The sequence below is a fragment of the Pseudomonas saponiphila genome (assembly GCF_900105185.1).
In the GTDB taxonomy this organism is placed as follows: domain Bacteria; phylum Pseudomonadota; class Gammaproteobacteria; order Pseudomonadales; family Pseudomonadaceae; genus Aquipseudomonas; species Aquipseudomonas saponiphila.
This window is the reverse complement of the sequence record NZ_FNTJ01000001.1, coordinates 244,523-263,024: the sequence shown is the minus strand read 5'-3', so window position 1 is coordinate 263,024 and position 18,502 is coordinate 244,523. Positions and strand designations below refer to the sequence as shown.

The following is an 18,502-nucleotide window of genomic DNA, read 5'->3' as shown; positions in this document are numbered from 1 at the left end:
CGGCTCCTACCGTTATCCGGTGACCTTATGCCTGCCCTGACCACCTACAACACCCGCATCGTCAGCGATTGGGTCGACTACAACGGCCATCTGCGCGATGCCTTCTATCTGCTGATCTTCAGCTACGCCACCGACGCCCTGATGGATCGCCTCGGCCTGGACAGCGACAACCGCGAAGCCAGCGGTCACTCGCTGTTCACCCTGGAACTGCACCTGAACTACCTGCACGAAGTGAAGCTGGACACCGAGGTCGAAGTGCGCACCCAGATCATCGGCCACGACCGCAAGCGCCTGCACCTGTATCACAGCCTGCACAGGGCCGGTGATCCCCAGGAGCTGGCCGGCAACGAGCAGATGCTGCTTCACGTCGACCTGGCCGGACCGCGTTCGGCGCCGTTCAGCGAGCCGCTGCTGCAGCGCCTGCAAGCTCTGGCCGCCGAACAGACCGACCTGCCGCGCCCCGCCTACATCGGCCGGGTCATCGGCCTGCCCGCAGCGCAATAGCTACCCGCCCGAAAAGGAGATCACCGTGAACACTGCCGCCTTTGCCGACTATCGCCATTACCCGCTGATCAGCCCGTTGAGCGCCGTCCAGGTACTGCCGGACCGGGTTCAGGTGCGCTGGGCCGATGATCGCCTCAGCCCCTTTCACCATCAGTGGCTGCGGGACAACTGCCCCTGCACGCAATGCGTCTACAGCGTGACCCGCGAACAGGTGCTGGAAATCGTCGATGTGGCCGAGGACCTCGGCTGCCACGGGGCGCACATCGATAGCCAAGGCTGCCTGTGCCTCGACTGGTCGGACGGCCACCAGAGTCGCTTCGACCCCGGCTGGTTGCGGGCCCACGCCTATGACGAGCAATCCCGCGAGGAACGCCGCGCCAACAAGGCGCAGAGCCAGCTGTGGGACAGCCGCCTGGAACTGCCGGTATTCGACTACCAGGCCCTGATGGACGACCCCAAGACGCTGCTGCAATGGTTGCTGGCCCTGCGCGACATCGGTCTGACCCAAGTCCGTGGCGTGCCCACCGAACCCGGCTCCCTGGCCCTGATCGCCCGGCGCATTGCGTTCATCCGCGAGAGCAACTTCGGCGTGCTGTTCAACGTGCAATCCAAGGCCGATGCCGACAGCAACGCCTACACCGCTTTCAACCTGCCGCTGCACAGCGACCTGCCCACCCGCGAACTGCAACCGGGGCTGCAGTTCCTGCATTGCCTGGTCAATGACGCCGAGGGCGGTGAAAGCATCTTCGTCGACGGCTTCGCCATCGCCGATGCCTTGCGCCGTGAAGACCCCGAGGCCTTTCTGACGCTGTGCGAAACACCCGTGGAATTTCGCAACAAGGACCGCCACAGCGACTACCGCTGCCTGGCGCCGATCATTGCCCTAGATGCCCTGGGCGAAGTGGCGGAAATCCGCATGGCCAACTTCCTGCGGGGGCCTTTCGACACCTCGGTGGAGCAGATGCCCCGTCTGTACCACGCCTACCGCCGCTTTATCGCCCTGACCCGCGAAGCAAGATTCCGCGTGATCCGCCGCCTCGATCCGGGCCAGCTGTGGTGCTTCGACAACCGCCGCACCCTGCACGCACGCAACGCCTTCGACCCGGCCAGCGGCGCCCGACACTTCCAGGGCTGCTACATCGACCGCGACGAGCTGCTCTCCAGAATCCTCGTGCTGCAGCGCTGATCCCCATCCCGCCACCCCCGGCTCCGGTAGGAGCCGGCTTGCCGGCGAAACGTGCCGACGAGCCCTCCACAGACGAAAAAAAGCCCCGATCAAGCCGTGACAGGATCGAGGCAGGGACTACTGCTGAGGAGCTGCGGTGAGAAGGTGACCAAACCATCACGACGCCAGCTGGTTGCAGTCTGCCGATTCGGCCCAGACTCCAGTTAGCCGAAAGCGACGTGTTCATAGGTAAAAGGGCCAGCGACGCCCTTCAGACTTCCTCCGTAAACAGCACCACCCTCACATAGAAATAGCCGATCTTGCCCCACTGCTCGCGCCGGCTATAGGGCGTCTCCTCGGACCCCATGCCAAGCTGATAGCGGCGCCCGGTGGTTTGATCCCTGTAGTAGGAGAACCCCGTTGTTTCCCAGCCACAGCAGACAAACTTCAAATAGCTCGCCTCCCCCGACAGACGCTGCAGATAGCGCTCTACTTTATGGGCATACCTGCCTTCGACTCGATAGGTCGCAGTCAGCGGTGCCCCCTGCTCCTGCGGCGCGGATTCACACCCGACAAACTCGAGAACCTGCGGTGGGTCGGCGGCGTCCCGCAGAAAGTCGGCACACTCGGGAGCGGCCCAGGCACCATTGGAAAACATCCACAACACACCGGCCAGGCATCCTTTGAACAGCGCTTTCATCGACTACAGCTCCATGGTTTCCGAGCGGGCGGTCGCCCTGCCGACGATGCTCCGTCGGAGTCGAATTATTCCACTTATTGGAGGGGGCAGGAGAGATACGGATTCAATCAGTTCCATGAACAGTCGATCTTAGACATGAACACCGTCAAAGAGGCTCCCTCAAGTGAACAACCGTTATATAGAAATACCCAATCTTGCTCCACTCTTCCCTTTTATTGTGAATCGTTTCTTCAGATCCCATTCTGATGTGGTACCCGAGCCCGGTTTTTTTATCTTTATAGAAGGTTTCACCTCTCACCTCCCAGACACAGCAGACAAACTTCATACGCTCCGTTACACCCATCTTCTTATCAAGATAGAGTTCTGCGGCTAGTGCATCCTTTCCTTTAACTCTATACAAAGCAGTCAAGGGAGCACCCTGCTTAGTAGGCTCCGACTCACAACCAACGAACTCAATGGTATCCGGCGGACTGGCAATATCCCTCAAAAAATCCCCACAACCAATTGAGGCTGACGCCCAATTAGATGCCGTCATTAGAAAAAAAATAACAAAGACGCCCCTAAAGAAACTTCTCACTTATCACACCTCCACTATCAGCTCACCAATGAATTTGCCAGCAGTACCGGGAACTCGTTTATTTATGAGGTAGTCATAAAGTGGATTCCACTTGAGAAGTTCGTAAAAAGTAACACATCCTTCCGAGACATGTCCGATGTGGAGATATCGAGTGCTATTTACTTTCGTCCCTTCTAATGCAATAGGAAACCAAACATCAGTACACAGAACCTTACCAGGATGGGCGGCTCTGTAAGCTGCGGTACTGATATGGGCATGAGAGTAATCTGGCGCCATGATCTTGTGTTTCCCAGGTGGAATGGGAGTATAAATGCCGTTCCAAACACTGTTGAGCGTTACCTGTGCACTCAGTCCAGCAAAAGTTGCCACCGCCCATTGTTGCCTGAAAAAAAGCCGCCTGATTTTTGACTCGACGTTGTCTTGCAGAGTTGAATACTTAACCCTGACTATCGCGCTACTTTTTTCTGGACCAACATCAGACAGATACAAAGGAACATTAGAGTTACTCAGCGCAATCTCCTTACCCACATATTCTCCATTGCCATCCATCACTTTAAAATCCGTATACTCACTACCAGCCCTCAACATTATTACTTTCGTATATTCACACAAATAAACACGATCATATTTATATGGAAACAGTGGTTTAACACCTAACCAACCACCTTTATCATCTGCACGCCTCACGTATTTGGTAGTCACACCAACACGCTGTCGAGTGTTTGCATCCCTGGTAGTAGCATGCACGTTGTTAGCCAGCACAATCTGGTTCATGAGCTACTCCTTAAACGACATCATCCGGTTCTATACGAAGCAGTTCGCTCGCGTTGGTAAAAACACGTTGCGTCAATCCATTGGAATCCGTTACACCCCGATAGACCTTCCCTCCCGGCGTCACAATCTTGTAGCTAAACCCGGGAACCGGTTCGCCTTCAGCATCCAGCAGTTCAAACTGTTCGTTGTATGACTGTTGAATATTCAGAGGGGCAATAGGGGTGAATTCAGCAACAGTGACCGTAGTCCCGATAATGACCGTTCCCGATCCACCAATGACAACGTTGCCGTGGCTGCCCAGCGAATCGGTAGTGGCAACAGGTCGGCCATTGATCAAGACATTACTGATCAAGTTACCCGTCAGCGCCGCTCCACAAGCCGTCTGATCCCCCTCACGAGCAACAGGCAATCCATCGAAAATGACATCGGGCGATCCACTGACTATAGGGTTCACGCCATGCCCGGGAATCGGGCAGGCAGTGGGATCGGAGACACGAGCGGCGGGCTTCCCTGACATGATGATTGCTCCTTGAAAATGGCGTTCGGCGATAACGCCTGAATCATTGCCGCCTCTCTTATGCCGCCAGGAGCCAGGTCAAACAAGGAAGAAAAATCTGAAATGCAAGTCAGATCCATAGCTGCGCGATGACAGGCTCCGACTACCGAGTTAGCCGAAAACGACCTGTTCATAGGTAAACGGGCCATCGCGACAATCTGCCCTTGCCGCCACCCGGACGCACTACCAGAATCGGTTGACGACCACGCTCCCTGAACAAGGATAAAAGTCATGATGCATGCGGATCTGATTGACCAGGACGACCTGCTGGGGCAACTCCGGGCCCTGGGTTTCGAAATGCCCGCAGGCGCCAGCGCCGAGCAGGCCTGCGAATGTGCGGTAAGGGGCTTGAGCGACGCGCGGGCCAAGGCGCTCAAGGGCATGGTGGAGCAGATGCTCACCGGTAATGCGACCATTCTGCCGGCAGTGCGCCAGGCCATCGACCGTCAGTTGCTGCCAGCCCTGGCCGAATACCTGCAGCACAAGCGCGCGTGAACTTTCCCAACGCCTGAGTCGGTTGCTAGAGTCCGCTCTTCCCAGACCGACACAGGCATTTTCCTCATGATCAGCATTCAACCCGGCGCCGTCAGCGAGCAGGCCGGCTGGCTGCAATTGCGTCTGGAGCTATGGCCCGACTGCCCGCCGCAGGAGCACCTCGCGGAAATCCGCCAGATGCTGGCAGAGCCTCAGCGCTATGGCTGCTGGCTGGCCCATGGGACAGACGGGGTGGCGGTGGGACTGGCCGAGGCGGCGTTGCGCCACGACTACGTCAACGGCACCGATAGCTCGCCGGTGGTGTTCCTCGAAGGGATCTATGTAGCGCCCGAGTACCGGCGCCAGGGCATCGCCCAGCGGCTGATCGAACAGGTCAGCCAATGGGGACGACAGGCGGGGTGTGTGGAAATCGCCTCGGATACCAGCCTGGACAATCTGCCCAGCCAGACCCTGCACCACGCGCTGGGTTTCGAGGAAACCGAGCGCGTGGTGTATTTCAAGAAGCGCCTGTAACTACAGGCGCACGCTGGCGAAGGTCGATTCGTTGCGCGCCTGGCTCAGGGCCGACAGCGGCCCGGACAGCGGCGCCAGGACCATGGCTTGCGGCAGCGGCATCATCGCCACCTGTTGGGTGGTGTTGGAGCCGATGCGCTCGTCCCGGGGCGGAATGCCGAAGTATTCGCGGTAGCACTTGGAGAAGTGCGGCGTGGAGACGAAACCACAGACCGAAGCCACTTCGATGATCGACATCGGCGTCTGCTTGAGCAACTGCCGGGCGCGAATCAGCCGCAGCTTGAGGTAGTAGCGCGACGGCGAACAGTGCAGGTATTTCTGGAACAGCCGCTCCAGCTGGCGCCGGGACACGGCGACGTACACCGCCAGCTCATCCAGGTCGATCGGCTCTTCGAGGTTGGCCTCCATCAGCGCGACGATTTCCTGGAGCTTGGGCTGGTTGGTGCCGAGCATGTGCTTGAGGGGCACGCGCTGGTGATCCTGTTCGTTGCGGATGCGTTCATAGACGAACATTTCCGAGATCGCCGCCGACAACTCACGGCCATGATCGCGGCTGATCAGGTGCAGCATCATGTCCAGCGGCGCGGTGCCGCCGGAGCTGGTGAAGCGGTTGCGGTCGAGGGTGAACAGGCGGGTGCTCATGGCGACCCGGGGAAAGGCTTCCTGCATCGACGCCAGGCACTCCCAGTGCACGCTGCAATCGAAGCCGTCCAGCAGGCCGGCGCAAGCCAGGGCCCAGCTGCCGGTGCACACCGCGCCGAGGCGACGGGACTGGCGCGCCTGGCTTTGCAGCCAGGACACATGTTCGCGGGTCACGGTGCGCTGGATGCCGATGCCACCGCAGACGATCACGGTGTCGAGGCTGGGAGCTTTGTGCATGGAGGCGTCGGGGGTGATCTGCAGACCGTCACTGGCCCAGACCTGACCGCCATCGACGCTGAGGGTGGTCCAGCGATACAGCTCGCGGCCGGACAGTTGGTTGGCCATGCGCAGGGGTTCGACTGCGGAGGCCAGGGAAATCAGCGTGAAATTGTCCAGCAGCAGAAAGCCGATGGATTGAGGCGCACGGTTCTGGGGTTGGGCCCCGGAGTTGAACGACGTCATCGCGATATCTCCTCACACAAAGCGGGTGATGGCCTCAGGCGGAGGCTCTTTTTATGTGCCCTGCGACTCTTCGGAGGCGGGCTTGGTATTCACAGAGCAATTGCCATGCCTAAAGTTGAATGGGCATTCAATAACTCCTGAAAACGACGTCGCGAGCCGTCTATATAGCCCTTGGCAAAGTGCGGATAAGAAGCGCCGAAAGGTGCGGCGCACAGGCGCCGACAAAAGCGGTGAGCAGTTAGGTAGCACTTGGGCCGCCAAGGCGTTGCGCCGAGGCCGGCGAGTGTCACTCAAAGCGCAGCGCGCCGACCAACGGACAGGTCCGCCGGCGCGCCGGACAACTTGTCTATTCGCGACGCGCTAAAAGGTGGCGCGCCGCGGCCCGAGTGAGCCATTTGCGCGCGCCGGCGTCCCTGGTTCGCAGCCGGCCAGCCATCGAGGGCGACTCAGCATTCCACCGCGCTCACCGCCAGGCCACCACGAGAAGTCTCTTTGTACTTGTCGTGCATGTCGGCCCCGGTATCGCGCATGGTGCGGATCACCCGGTCCAGGGAAATGAAGTGCTGGCCGTCACCGCGCAAGGCCATCTGCGCGGCATTGATCGCCTTCACCGCGGCAATCGCGTTGCGCTCGATGCAGGGCACCTGCACCAACCCGCCCACCGGATCGCAGGTCAGGCCGAGGTTGTGCTCCAAACCGATTTCCGCGGCGTTGCACAATTGCTCCGGGGTCGCGCCAAGGATCTCCGCCAGCCCCGCCGCCGCCATGGCGCAGGCCGAACCCACCTCGCCCTGGCAGCCGACTTCGGCCCCGGAGATCGAGGCGTTCTTCTTGCACAGGATGCCGATGGCCGCCGCGCCGAGAAAGAAGTCCACCACGTTGGCGTCGGTCACGTCTTCGCTGAATTTCATGAAGTAGTGCAGCACCGCCGGAATGATCCCCGCCGCGCCGTTGGTGGGTGCGGTGACCATGCGTCCACCGGCGGCGTTCTCCTCGTTCACCGCCAGGGCGAACAGGTTGACCCACTCCATGGCGCTCAAGGTGGAGCCGATCACATTGGGCTTGTTCAACTCCTGCAGGCTGCGATGCAGCTTGGCCGCCCGCCGACGCACATTGAGCCCGCCAGGCAGGATGCCCTCATGCTTGAGCCCCTGTTCCACGCAATCTTGCATGGCACGCCAGAGCGCCATCAGGCCGCTGCGGATTTCCTCCTCCGAACGCCAGACCTTCTCGTTGGCCAGCATCAGCTCGGCGACCCGCAGGTTGTGCTTCTGGCACAGATCGAGCAGTTCCACCGCACTGGAGAAGTCATAAGGCAGCTCGCTGCGATCCAGGTCCGCCACGCCGCTCTCGGCCTGGGCCTGGTCGACGACAAAACCGCCGCCCACTGAATAGAAGGTATCGCGGTACAGCTCCGTGCCTTCAGCCTCGGCCACCAGGGTCATGGCGTTGGGGTGAAAGGGCAGGTTCTCGTCCAGCAGGCGCATGTCCCGAGCCCAGACGAACGGCACTGGCAGGCGCCCATCCAGCAGCAAGGTGTCGGTTTCCCGCAGTTGCTGGATGCGCGGACCGATCAGCGCGGGGTCGATCGCGTCCGGCCACTCCCCCATCAGCCCCATGATCACCGCATTGTCGCTGCCATGGCCGATGCCGGTGGCCGACAGCGAGCCGAACAGCTGCACCTCGACCCGCCGCACCCGCTCCAGCAGGTGCCTTTCCTTCAATGCCTGGACGAACAGCGCCGCCGCGCGCATGGGGCCGACGGTATGGGAACTGGAGGGGCCGATGCCGATCTTGAACAAGTCGAAAACACTGATAGCCATTACTGCGTAACTCCTCGATGAGCACAGTCCAGGCGTCGAAAACGCCCTCTGACGGAGCTGCTACGCTCAAGCTGCAATCCGCCGAGAAGGGCGCATCATCAGGCTTTTACAGCCACTCGCGGCGTCTGACACCGACTCACTCATGCCCACCAACGCCGCCTGGCGCGAGGCTCGGGTTCTGGGCGTTTTTTGCAGTGCAGATGCAGGAAAAAATGCCCGGAAACACTGTAAGCGACCTCACCGACACTGGATGCGACCCTCCCTGTACTGGATACGACGCACCCCGTAGGCGACAGTTTTTCACTGGTACATGATCAGTCTCGACTCGATTGCAAGGCTCGGTGGTAGAGCTGTCCCCGGCACACCAACCGCCACACTTATAAGCGCGGTCCATACGCCGCCAGAAAAACATCCAGGAGTCCCCCCTATGAAAGGTTCCCCGTTGTTGTTGGCCGCCATGCTGAGTCTGCCGCTTCTGGCACACGCTGCAGAACCGGAACAATGCAGTACCGTAAACTTCTCCGATGTCGGCTGGACCGATATCACCGTGACCACCGCCACCACCAGCGTCGTGCTCAACGCCCTGGGCTACAAGACCAAGACCACGATGATTTCCGTGCCGGTGACCTACAAGTCCCTGGCCGATGGCAAGAACATGGACGTGTTCCTCGGCAACTGGATGCCGACCATGGAAAACGACATCAAGGCCTACCGCGAAGCCGGCACCGTGGAAACCGTACGGGCCAACCTGGAAAACGCCAAGTACACCCTGGCCGTTCCCGAGTCGCTGTATGACAAGGGCCTGAAAGACTTCGCCGACATCGTCAAGTTCAAGAAGGAGCTGGACGGCAAGATCTATGGCATCGAGCCGGGCAACGACGGCAACCGCACCATCCAGACGATGATCGACAAGAACGCCTTCGGCCTCAAGGACGCCGGCTTCAAGGTGGTGGAGTCCAGCGAAGCGGGCATGCTGTCCCAGGTCGAGCGCGCTCAGCGACGCGACACCGCGGTGGTGTTCCTGGGCTGGGAGCCGCACCCGATGAACACGCGCTTCAAGATGAAGTACCTGACCGGGGGCGACGAGTACTTCGGCCCCAACTTCGGCCAGGCCACCATCTACACCAACACCCGCAAGGGCTACACCAGCGAGTGCAACAACGTTGGCCAGTTGCTGAAGAACCTGTCGTTCACCCTGAACATGGAAAGCACCCTGATGGGCAACGTGCTGGACGACAAGATGAAGCCTGACGCGGCCGCCAAGGCCTGGCTGAAGAAAAACCCAGAAGTGCTCGATACCTGGCTCGCCGGGGTGACCACCATCGACGGTAAACCAGGACTTGCCGCCGTGAAAGCCAAGCTTGCCGAGTAATCGCTTACGCCGGGCGGGCTTGCCCGCCCGGGCTGTTTTTTCCTTGCATGCGGACGTTCAATACCATGCTCACTGATCAGAAAATCCCCCTGGGCCAGTACATCGCGGCTTTCGTAGAGTGGCTGACGAAACACGGTGCCAGCACCTTCGATGCGATCGCTACCACCCTGGAAACCATGATCCACGGCGTGACGTTCGCGCTGACCTGGTTCAACCCCCTGGCCCTGATCGGCCTGATCGCCCTGCTGGCGCACCTGATCCAGCGCAAATGGGGCCTGACTGTTTTCGTCGTGCTGTCGTTCCTGCTGATCCTCAACCTGGGGTACTGGCAGGAAACCATGGAAACCCTGGCCCAGGTGCTGTTCGCCACCCTGGTCTGCGTGCTGATCGGCGTCCCCCTGGGAATCGTCGCCGCGCACAAGCCACTGTTCTACACCATGATGCGTCCGGTCCTGGACCTGATGCAGACCGTTCCTACATTCGTCTACCTGATCCCGACCCTGACCCTGTTCGGCCTGGGGGTGGTGCCCGGGCTGATTTCCACCGTGGTGTTCGCCATCGCCGCGCCGATTCGCCTGACCTACCTGGGCATTCGCGATGTTCCACAAGAGTTGATGGATGCGGGCAAGGCCTTTGGCTGTTCGCGCCGTCAGTTGTTGTCGCGCATTGAGCTGCCCCACGCCATGCCGAGCATCGCCGCCGGTATTACCCAATGCATCATGCTGTCGCTGTCGATGGTGGTGATCGCCGCCCTGGTCGGCGCCGACGGCCTGGGCAAACCGGTGGTCAACGCACTCAATACCGCCGACATTGCCCTGGGCTTTGAAGCCGGTCTGGCCATCGTGTTGCTGGCGATCATGCTCGACCGAATCTGCAAACAACCTGAAGCCAAAGTAGGGGGTGATGCATGAGCATAATCCGCTTCGATAACGTCGACGTTATCTTCTCCAAGGACCCTCGCGAAGCACTCAAGCTGCTGGACCAGGGCATGACCCGCAACGAGATCCTGAAAAAGACCGGGCAGATCGTCGGTGTGGAAAAAGCCAGCCTGGACATCCAGAAAGGCGAGATCTGCGTACTCATGGGCCTGTCCGGCTCCGGCAAGTCCAGCCTGCTGCGCTGCATCAACGGCCTCAACACCGTGAGTCGCGGCAAGCTGTTCGTCGAGCACGAAGGCAAGCAGATCGACATTGCCTCCTGCACCCCCGCCGAGCTGAAGATGATGCGCACCAAGCGCATTGCCATGGTGTTCCAGAAGTTCGCCCTGATGCCCTGGCTGACGGTGCGCGAGAACATCAGCTTCGGCCTGGAGATGCAGGGCCGTCCCGAGAAGGAACGGCGCAAGCTGGTGGACGAGAAGCTCGAACTGGTGGGCCTGACCCAATGGCGCAACAAGAAGCCCGATGAACTCTCCGGCGGCATGCAGCAGCGTGTGGGCCTGGCCCGCGCCCTGGCCATGGACGCCGACATCCTGCTGATGGACGAACCCTTCTCGGCCCTCGACCCGCTGATCCGCCAGGGGCTGCAGGACGAGCTGCTGGAGCTACAACGCAAGCTGAGCAAGACCATCGTCTTCGTCAGCCATGACCTGGACGAAGCCCTGAAGCTGGGGAGCCGCATCGCCATCATGAAAGACGGGCGGATCATCCAGTACAGCAATCCGGAAGAGATCGTGCTCAATCCGGCGGACGACTATGTGCGCACCTTCGTCGCCCACACCAATCCGCTGAACGTGCTCTGCGGGCGCAGCCTGATGCGCAGCCTGGACAACTGCAAGCGGGTCAACGGCTCGGTGTGCCTGGACCCGGGTGGCGACTCCTGGCTCGACCTGGCGGAAGGCAACACCATCAAGGGCGCGCGGCGCAACGGCTCGCACATGGACCTGCAGAACTGGGCTCCGGGGCAGTCGGTGGAAGAGCTGGGCCGACGTCCGACCCTGGTGGACTCCAACATCGGCATGCGCGACGCGCTGCAGATCCGCTACCAGACCGGCAATAAACTGGTGCTCCACGACAACCAGAAAGTGGTGGGCATCCTTGGCGACAGCGAGCTCTACCACGCGCTGCTCGGCAAGAACCTGGGTTAAGCAGCAGACACAAAAACGCCGCGAGCAATCGCGGCGTTTTGCTTTAACGACACACCCCCTTCTGTAGGAGCTGGCTTGCCAGCGAACAGGCCCTCAAGCCTTGCAGCGCTGTTACCGGCGCCTTCGCCGGCAAGCCGGCTCCTACAGCGGGTGGAGCCGCCCCCTCGGGAGCGGTCCGTTACTTCACTCAGCTATAGACACGGCCGAGGAGCTGCCGATGGCTTTCGAACTGATCGAGCACATCACGGGTGATCTGCTCCTGGGTGAAGCCCATCAGGTCATATTCCTGGCTGCCGTTGTGCAGGTAGACCTCGGCGCGATAGAAACGGCTGCGCACTTCGCTGTCCGCCCCTTCCGGCTGGGCCGATTCGCTCGGCGCCGCCAGGTAGCCGTCCAGGCTCACTTCATAGACGAAGGGATTGCCCTCCTCCATTTCCACCCGCAGGCCCAGCAGGTTCTTGGACTTGCCCAGGTTGGTCTGCACCTCATGGCCCAGGTTGCGCAGTTGCGCGGCGGCTTCCTGCAGGGCCGGACTGATGTGCTTGTCCATGTAGCGCTGCACCACCGACTGGGTCGGTTGCAGGTCCAGCTGGCTCAGGCGTTCGCTGAAGCCGCGACGACCACGCTCGGCCAGTTGCGCTTGTTCCTGCTCGATCTGCACGTCCTGACGCATGGCCTTGTGCAAGCCGAACATAAAGAAGATCAACACCACCGAGAACGGCAGGCCGGCCAGCACCACCATGGTCTGCATGGCTTCGAAGTTGCCGGCGAACAACAGGCCGATGGTCACCAGGGTGATTACCACCGACCAGAAGATCCGCAGCCAGTGCGGGGCGTCTTCGTCGACGTTGCCGCCCTTGCAGGAAAGGTTGGCCATCATCACCGCGCCAGAGTCGGCGGGGGTCAGGAACAGCACGAAGCCGACGAAGATCGAGACACCGATGACGATCTTCGACGCCGGGTAGTGCTCAAGCAGCTGGTAGATGGCCATGGACGGTTGTTCCAGGGCGGTCTTGCCCAGTTCCACCGCGCCCTGGTTGACCACCAGGTCCAGCGCCGAGTTGCCGAAGATCGACAGCCAGGCCAGGGTGAAGCCCAGGGGAATCAGCAGTACGCCGGCCACCAGTTCACGCACCGTGCGGCCACGGGAAATACGCGCAATGAACATGCCTACGAATGGCGCCCAGGAAATCCACCAGGCCCAGTAGAACAGGGTCCACAGGCCCAGCCAGCGGTCGGACTTGGCGTTGTCGCCTTCATACACATAGAGGTCGAAGGTCTTGAGCACCACGCCGTTGAGGTAGTCACCGATGTTCTGCACGAAGCCGTTGAGCAGGTGCAGGGTCGGGCCGAACAGCAGCACGAAGATCAGCAAGCCGCTGAACAGCACGATGTTCAGGTTGGACAGGCGGCGAATGCCGTTTTCCACGCCGGACACCGCAGCGATGGTGGCCACCGTGCTCATGACGATGATCACGATCAGCAGGTTGGTATTGCTGTGCTCCATGCCGAACAGGTTTTCCAGGCCGGAAGACACCTGCATCGAGCCGATCCCCAGGTTGGTTACCAGGCCCAGCAGGGTCACGAACATGCCGAAACCGTCCACCGCGTGACCGGCCGCGCCCTTGACCCAGCGCTCGCCAACCAGCGGGTACAACGCCGAACGCAGCGCCAGCGGCTGGTTATGCCGGTAGGCGAAGTACGCCACCGCCAAACCCACCAGGGCATAGATCGCCCAGCCGTGCAGGCCCCAGTGCAGGAAGGTCAGTTGCAGCGCCTGGCGGGCCGCCAGGTTGCTACCGGGTACGCCTTCCGGCGGATTGAAGTAGTGGTCCAGGGGCTCGGAAGCACCGAAGTACAGCAGCGAGATGCCGATGCCGGAGGAGAACAGCATCCCGGCCCAGGCGCCGTAGCTGAAGTCCGGGGTGTCTTGCTTGGTCCCCAGCTTGAGCTTGCCGTAGGAGGAGAACGCCAGGCCCACTACGAACACCAGGTAAGCGGCGATCACCACCATGTAGTACCAGCCGAAGCTGCGGGACAACCAGGCCTGGGCAATGCCCAGCAATCTGCCGGCCTCTTGCGGGGCGATGATCAGAATGGCGGTCAACAACAGGATCAGCGCGGTGGAGGTGTAGAACACCCAACCGTTGACCCGCACCTTCTCCGGTGGGGTCTTTATAAGAGAGGCAGAACTCATTGCACAGATGCTCCAGGCAGTGCGAGAGAAGGACACAAGGCAACACCGCACCCGACCAATCGGTTAGTTGGCAGCCGATCGTCGGGTGATATAAAGACACCCCGAAAAAGCCCGAAACCGCAAAAGCCGCGTTGCGCACCCGCATCCAAGGTCAGTGACGAACCTGCAGCTCGTCGTCTGTTCCCCGGAGCGTCCTGCCCCTTCAACACGTTCTTACTCTTGCCGGTCCACGCCATGCCACGTGTAAGTTTTGGGCTATTTCGGAGGTCGTTTTCCCGCCGTCCGCGAGTAGGAAAACCTCCCCAGGCAGCGACGATTTGTCGCAGATCTTATTCTTTGTTGATTGAACGTTCAATCAAAACAAAATAGACTGGCTCACAAGTCGACCGGCGTGATTCGCCTGTCGACGGGCCTAAGGAGAGGTATCAGATGCCCAAGGTCGGTATGCAACCCATACGCCGCCAGCAATTGATCGAAGCCACGCTGCAAGCGGTCGATCAGGTCGGAATGGGGGACGCCAGCATTGCGCTGATCGCCCGTTTGGCCGGTGTTTCGAACGGCATCATCAGTCACTACTTTCGGGACAAGAACGGCCTGATCGCAGCGACGATGGGTTACATCATGAGCATGCTCAACGAAGGCGTCAGAGCACGCCGCCAGGCCCTGACGGACGACAGCCCGCGCGCTCACCTGAAAGTGATCATCGAGGGCAACTTCGATGCCAGCCAGGTGAACGGCCCGGCAATGAAAACCTGGTTGGCCTTCTGGGCTTCCAGCATGCACCAGCCCGATTTGCACAGGTTGCAGCGGATCAACGACCACCGCTTGTATTCCAACCTGTGTTGCCAGTTCCGCCGTGCCCTGCCGCTCTACCATGCGCGCAAGGCAGCCCGCGGCCTGGCGGCCTTGATCGACGGTTTGTGGCTGCGTGGTGCCTTGTCGGGTGATGCATTCGACACCGACCAGGCGATACGGATCGCTTACGAATACATGGATCTACAACTGGCTAAGCAGGATCGCCAGAGCACAAAAGAGACGCTCGGCCCCTGAACCGCCACTGATCAGCGCGCCCTGAACTTCGGGGCACGCCCAGTGGTCAAGCCCACTACTTAATGCACTTGCGAGGACACTATGGCCCGTTTCGGACTGCAAAAACTCTACATCGACGGCGGCTACACCGATGCCGGCAGCGACGCTACCTTCGATGCCATCAACCCGGCCAACGGTGAAGTTCTCGCACAAGTGCAACGTGCGACCTTTGATGACGTGGAACGCGCCGTGGTCAGCGCCGAAAAAGGCCAGAAGATCTGGGCCGCCATGACCGCCATGGAGCGCTCGCGCATCCTGCGTCGCGCCGTGGACATCCTCCGCGAGCGCAATGACGAACTGGCCGCTCTGGAAACCCTGGACACCGGCAAGGCCTTCTCCGAAACCAAATACGTGGACATCGTCACCGGCGCCGACGTGCTGGAATACTACGCTGGCCTGGTTCCAGCCATCGAAGGCGAGCAGATCCCGCTGCGCACCACGTCCTTCGTCTACACCCGCCGCGAGCCGCTGGGCGTGGTCGCCGGCATCGGCGCCTGGAACTACCCGATCCAGATCGCCCTGTGGAAATCCGCGCCAGCCCTGGCCGCCGGTAACGCAATGATCTTCAAGCCCAGCGAAGTGACCTCGCTGACCACCCTGAAACTGGCCGAGATCTACACCGAAGCCGGCGTACCGGCCGGCGTGTTCAACGTTCTGACCGGCAGCGGCCGTGAAGTCGGTACCTGGCTGACCGAGCACCCGCGCATCGAGAAAGTCTCCTTCACCGGCGGCACCGACACCGGCAAGAAGGTCATGGCCAGCGCTTCCAGCTCGTCGCTCAAAGACGTGACCATGGAATTGGGCGGCAAGTCGCCGCTGATCATCTTCGACGACGCCGACCTGGATCGCGCCGCCGACACCGCGATGATGGCCAACTTCTACAGCTCCGGTCAGGTCTGCACCAACGGCACTCGGGTGTTCGTACCGAGCCACCTGAAAGCCGCTTTCGAAGCCAAGATCGCCGAGCGCGTGGCGCGCATCCGTATCGGCAACCCGGAAGACGAAAACACCAACTTCGGCCCGCTGGTCAGCTTCCAGCACATGGAAAGCGTGCTGGGCTACATCGCCAAGGGCAAGGCAGAAGGTGCCCGCGTACTGTGCGGCGGCGAGCGCCTGACCGACGGCGAATTCGCCAAGGGTGCCTTCGTGGCACCAACCGTATTCACCGACTGCAGCGACGACATGACCATCGTCCGTGAAGAAATCTTCGGCCCGGTGATGGCGATCCTGACTTACGAAACCGAGGAAGAAGTGATCCGCCGTGCCAACGACACCGACTTCGGCCTGGCCGCCGGTATCGTCACCAAGGATCTGAACCGCGCCCACCGCGTGATTCATCAGCTCGAAGCCGGTATCTGCTGGATCAACGCCTGGGGCGAATCCGACGCCAAGATGCCGGTTGGCGGCTACAAGCAGTCGGGTGTTGGCCGTGAGAACGGCATCAGCTCGCTGAACAACTTCACCCGCATCAAGTCGGTGCAGGTCGAACTCGGCGACTACAGCTCAGTATTCTGAGCAGCGGCAAGTAGCTAGCTATCAGCGGCAAGCCCAGGCAACAGCCCGGCTTGCCGCCTGCTCCCCATTCAATGCCAAGCCCGCTTCGCTGCCGTCCCTGCAGCTTGAAGCTTGAGGCTTGCAGCTCTCCACGGAGGCTCCAATGGCCCAAGAATTCGATTACATCATTGTGGGTGCCGGCTCGGCCGGTAACACCCTGGCGACCCGTCTGACTGAAGACGAAGGCGTCACCGTCCTGCTGCTGGAAGCCGGCGGCCCGGACTACCGTTTCGACTTCCGGACCCAGATGCCGGCGGCACTGGCCTTCCCTCTGCAAGGCCGGCGCTACAACTGGGCCTACGAAACCGACCCGGAGCCACACATGGACGGTCGGCGCATGGAGTGCGGTCGCGGCAAGGGCCTGGGCGGCTCGTCGCTGATCAACGGCATGTGCTACATCCGCGGCAACGCCATGGACTATGACGGCTGGGCCAAACTGCCAGGCCTGGAAGACTGGACCTACCTGGATTGCCTACCGTATTTCCGCAAGGCGGAAACCCGTGACATCGGCCCCAACGACTACCACGGTGGCGAAGGCCCGGTCAGCGTGACCACGCCCAAGGCCGGCAACAACCCGCTGTTCCACGCCATGGTCGAAGCCGGCGTGCAGGCCGGGTACCCGCGTACCGAAGACCTGAACGGCTACCAGCAGGAAGGCTTCGGCCCGATGGACCGTACCGTGACCCCCAAAGGCCGTCGCTCCAGCACTGCCCGTGGCTACCTGGACATCGCCAAGAAGCGTTCGACCCTGACCATCGTCACCCACGCCCTGACCGACAAGATCATCTTCGAGGGCAAGCGCGCCGTGGGCGTGAGCTACCTGCAAGGCAGCACCGAAGAGCGCGTGGAAGCCCGCGCCCGCAAGGAAGTGATCGTCAGCTCCGGCGCCATCGCCTCGCCGCAACTGCTGCAACGCTCCGGCGTCGGCCCGCGGGCCCTGCTGGAAAGCCTGGACATCCCGGTGGTTCACGACCTGCCGGGCGTCGGCGAGAACCTGCAGGACCACCTGGAGCTGTACCTGCAATACGCCTGCACCCAGCCTGTCTCGCTGTACCCATCGCTGCTGTGGTGGAACCAGCCGGCCATCGGTGCCGAGTGGCTGTTCAACGGCACTGGCATCGGCGCCAGCAACCAGTTCGAAGCCGGCGGTTTCATCCGCACCCGTCCGGAATTCGCCTGGCCGAACATCCAGTACCACTTCCTGCCGGTGGCGATTAACTACAACGGCAGCAACGGTGTGAAAGAGCACGGTTTCCAGGCGCACATGGGCTCCATGCGCTCGCCGAGCCGTGGTCGCGTGCAGCTCAAGTCCAAGGACCCGCGCCAGCACCCGAGCATCCTCTTCAACTACATGGCCACCGAGCAGGACTGGCAGGAATTCCGCGACGGCATCCGCCTGACCCGGGAAATCATGCAGCAGCCGGCCCTGGACGCCTTCCGCGGTCGCGAGATCAGCCCGGGTATCGAAGTGCAAACCGATGAGCAACTGGACAAGTTCATCCGCGAGCACGCCGAGACCGCGTTCCACCCATCCTGCTCGTGCAAGATGGGCACCGACGACATGGCGGTAGTCGACGGCCAGGGTCGCGTGCACGGCATGCAGGGCCTGCGCGTGGTGGATGCCTCGATCATGCCGATCATCACCACCGGCAACCTCAACGCGCCGACCATCATGATGGCCGAGAAAATCGCCGACAAGATCCGTGGCCGTCAGCCGCTGCCCCGCAGCAAGGCCGACTACTACGTAGCCGGCGACGCTCCGGTACGTGGCAAGCCACTGCGCGACGTCACAGCGACCGCTCAGTAAGCGACACGGACGCCGACCGCAAGGGTCGGCGTCCTTCTTCACTTCCCCGCCTCCCCCCGAACGACATCCTTGATCGCAGCCTTCGGCAGCGGCTACAGTTCTGCAACTTGCACATCCCCTTCGCCCCAGAGCCCATCAGCCTCTACACCTGTAGAAGCCGGCTTGCTGGCGAAACGCGCCAGCCCG

17 protein-coding genes are annotated in these 18,502 nt (G+C 61.2%); 10 read left to right on the top strand and 7 right to left on the bottom strand.

Annotated features, from left to right (window positions below; genetic code table 11):
* Positions 1–27 precede the first annotated feature (27 nt).
* Complete coding sequence (locus BLV47_RS01255; RefSeq protein ID WP_092309019.1) at positions 28–504, top strand: thioesterase family protein; 477 nt, start codon at positions 28–30, stop codon at positions 502–504.
* Positions 505–529: 25 nt separating this feature from the next.
* Positions 530–1,690, top strand: a complete 1,161-nt coding sequence (locus tag BLV47_RS01250; protein ID WP_092309017.1) for a gamma-butyrobetaine dioxygenase — start codon at positions 530–532, stop codon at positions 1,688–1,690.
* Between the two features lie 250 nt (positions 1,691–1,940).
* Here the strand turns inward: BLV47_RS01250 and BLV47_RS01245 are convergent, their stop codons facing one another.
* From BLV47_RS01245 to BLV47_RS01235, 4 genes are all read right to left on the bottom strand, one after another.
* The gene (locus BLV47_RS01245; protein WP_092309015.1) at positions 1,941–2,369 is read right to left on the bottom strand and encodes a DUF4952 domain-containing protein; all 429 of its coding nucleotides are present in this window, start codon (positions 2,367–2,369) and stop codon (positions 1,941–1,943) included.
* A 145-nt stretch (positions 2,370–2,514) separates the two neighbouring features.
* Positions 2,515–2,946 (bottom strand): DUF4952 domain-containing protein, encoded by a 432-nt coding sequence (locus BLV47_RS01240; protein WP_244168832.1) that lies wholly within the window; start codon positions 2,944–2,946, stop codon positions 2,515–2,517.
* A 3-nt stretch (positions 2,947–2,949) separates the two neighbouring features.
* Entirely contained in the window at positions 2,950–3,720 is a 771-nt protein-coding gene (locus BLV47_RS35210; RefSeq protein WP_143038228.1) for a hypothetical protein, read from the bottom strand.
* 10 nt (positions 3,721–3,730) lie between these two features.
* On the bottom strand, positions 3,731–4,237 hold the full coding sequence (locus tag BLV47_RS01235; protein WP_092309014.1) for a PAAR domain-containing protein: 507 nt from the start codon (positions 4,235–4,237) through the stop codon (positions 3,731–3,733).
* Positions 4,238–4,507: 270 nt separating this feature from the next.
* Between BLV47_RS01235 and BLV47_RS01230 the strand changes: the two genes are divergently transcribed.
* Together BLV47_RS01230 and aac(6') are read left to right on the top strand one after the other, a co-directional pair.
* Entirely contained in the window at positions 4,508–4,771 is a 264-nt protein-coding gene (locus BLV47_RS01230) for a hypothetical protein (protein ID WP_016962894.1), read from the top strand.
* A 66-nt stretch (positions 4,772–4,837) separates the two neighbouring features.
* Positions 4,838–5,284 (top strand): aminoglycoside 6'-N-acetyltransferase, encoded by a 447-nt coding sequence (gene aac(6') / locus BLV47_RS01225; protein ID WP_092309012.1) that lies wholly within the window; start codon positions 4,838–4,840, stop codon positions 5,282–5,284.
* Here aac(6') and gbdR read toward each other — a convergent pair whose 3' ends face one another.
* Both gbdR and BLV47_RS01215 read right to left on the bottom strand, forming a co-directional pair.
* Positions 5,285–6,388, bottom strand: coding sequence for a choline metabolism transcriptional regulator GbdR (gene gbdR, locus BLV47_RS01220; RefSeq protein WP_060841469.1), 1,104 nt, complete (start codon positions 6,386–6,388; stop codon positions 5,285–5,287).
* 446 nt (positions 6,389–6,834) lie between these two features.
* Positions 6,835–8,211 (bottom strand): L-serine ammonia-lyase, encoded by a 1,377-nt coding sequence (locus tag BLV47_RS01215; protein ID WP_092309010.1) that lies wholly within the window; start codon positions 8,209–8,211, stop codon positions 6,835–6,837.
* 427 nt (positions 8,212–8,638) lie between these two features.
* On the opposite strand from BLV47_RS01215, the gene BLV47_RS01210 reads away from it, so the two are divergent.
* From BLV47_RS01210 to choV, 3 genes are all read left to right on the top strand, one after another.
* Positions 8,639–9,583, top strand: a complete 945-nt coding sequence (locus BLV47_RS01210) for a choline ABC transporter substrate-binding protein (protein ID WP_092309007.1) — start codon at positions 8,639–8,641, stop codon at positions 9,581–9,583.
* A gap of 65 nt (positions 9,584–9,648) precedes the next feature.
* The gene (choW, locus tag BLV47_RS01205; RefSeq protein WP_060841472.1) at positions 9,649–10,494 is read left to right on the top strand and encodes a choline ABC transporter permease subunit; all 846 of its coding nucleotides are present in this window, start codon (positions 9,649–9,651) and stop codon (positions 10,492–10,494) included.
* On the top strand, positions 10,491–11,669 hold the full coding sequence (choV, locus tag BLV47_RS01200) for a choline ABC transporter ATP-binding protein (RefSeq protein ID WP_092309004.1): 1,179 nt from the start codon (positions 10,491–10,493) through the stop codon (positions 11,667–11,669). The genes choW and choV overlap by 4 nt, the downstream gene beginning before the upstream one ends.
* A gap of 187 nt (positions 11,670–11,856) precedes the next feature.
* On the opposite strand, the gene BLV47_RS01195 is transcribed toward choV, so the two are convergent.
* The gene (locus BLV47_RS01195) at positions 11,857–13,809 is read right to left on the bottom strand and encodes a BCCT family transporter (RefSeq protein WP_235437045.1); all 1,953 of its coding nucleotides are present in this window, start codon (positions 13,807–13,809) and stop codon (positions 11,857–11,859) included.
* A gap of 486 nt (positions 13,810–14,295) precedes the next feature.
* Between BLV47_RS01195 and betI the strand changes: the two genes are divergently transcribed.
* The 3 genes from betI to betA all read left to right on the top strand — a co-directional run bounded on the left by betI (position 14,296) and on the right by betA (position 18,316).
* A complete protein-coding gene (betI, locus tag BLV47_RS01190; protein ID WP_092309001.1) occupies positions 14,296–14,916 on the top strand; it encodes a transcriptional regulator BetI in 621 nt (206 codons plus the stop codon).
* An 81-nt stretch (positions 14,917–14,997) separates the two neighbouring features.
* Entirely contained in the window at positions 14,998–16,470 is a 1,473-nt protein-coding gene (betB, locus tag BLV47_RS01185; RefSeq protein WP_092308998.1) for a betaine-aldehyde dehydrogenase, read from the top strand.
* Positions 16,471–16,612: 142 nt separating this feature from the next.
* Complete coding sequence (gene betA, locus BLV47_RS01180; RefSeq protein ID WP_092308995.1) at positions 16,613–18,316, top strand: choline dehydrogenase; 1,704 nt, start codon at positions 16,613–16,615, stop codon at positions 18,314–18,316.
* Positions 18,317–18,502 lie beyond the last annotated feature (186 nt).

What these genes read in the sequence shown, in the direction of transcription:
- BLV47_RS01235 (WP_092309014.1), bottom strand. Translation starts at nt 4,237, where the DNA reads ATGTCAGGGAAGCCCGCCGCTCGTGTCTCCGATCCCACTGCCTGCCCG.
- choW (WP_060841472.1), top strand. Translation starts at nt 9,649, where the DNA reads ATGCTCACTGATCAGAAAATCCCCCTGGGCCAGTACATCGCGGCTTTC.
- betA (WP_092308995.1), top strand. Translation starts at nt 16,613, where the DNA reads ATGGCCCAAGAATTCGATTACATCATTGTGGGTGCCGGCTCGGCCGGT.
- BLV47_RS01210 (WP_092309007.1), top strand. Translation starts at nt 8,639, where the DNA reads ATGAAAGGTTCCCCGTTGTTGTTGGCCGCCATGCTGAGTCTGCCGCTT.
- BLV47_RS01215 (WP_092309010.1), bottom strand. Translation starts at nt 8,211, where the DNA reads ATGGCTATCAGTGTTTTCGACTTGTTCAAGATCGGCATCGGCCCCTCC.
- choV (WP_092309004.1), top strand. Translation starts at nt 10,491, where the DNA reads ATGAGCATAATCCGCTTCGATAACGTCGACGTTATCTTCTCCAAGGAC.
- BLV47_RS35210 (WP_143038228.1), bottom strand. Translation starts at nt 3,720, where the DNA reads ATGAACCAGATTGTGCTGGCTAACAACGTGCATGCTACTACCAGGGAT.
- BLV47_RS01255 (WP_092309019.1), top strand. Translation starts at nt 28, where the DNA reads ATGCCTGCCCTGACCACCTACAACACCCGCATCGTCAGCGATTGGGTC.
- BLV47_RS01230 (WP_016962894.1), top strand. Translation starts at nt 4,508, where the DNA reads ATGATGCATGCGGATCTGATTGACCAGGACGACCTGCTGGGGCAACTC.
- betI (WP_092309001.1), top strand. Translation starts at nt 14,296, where the DNA reads ATGCCCAAGGTCGGTATGCAACCCATACGCCGCCAGCAATTGATCGAA.
- BLV47_RS01245 (WP_092309015.1), bottom strand. Translation starts at nt 2,369, where the DNA reads ATGAAAGCGCTGTTCAAAGGATGCCTGGCCGGTGTGTTGTGGATGTTT.
- gbdR (WP_060841469.1), bottom strand. Translation starts at nt 6,388, where the DNA reads ATGACGTCGTTCAACTCCGGGGCCCAACCCCAGAACCGTGCGCCTCAA.
- betB (WP_092308998.1), top strand. Translation starts at nt 14,998, where the DNA reads ATGGCCCGTTTCGGACTGCAAAAACTCTACATCGACGGCGGCTACACC.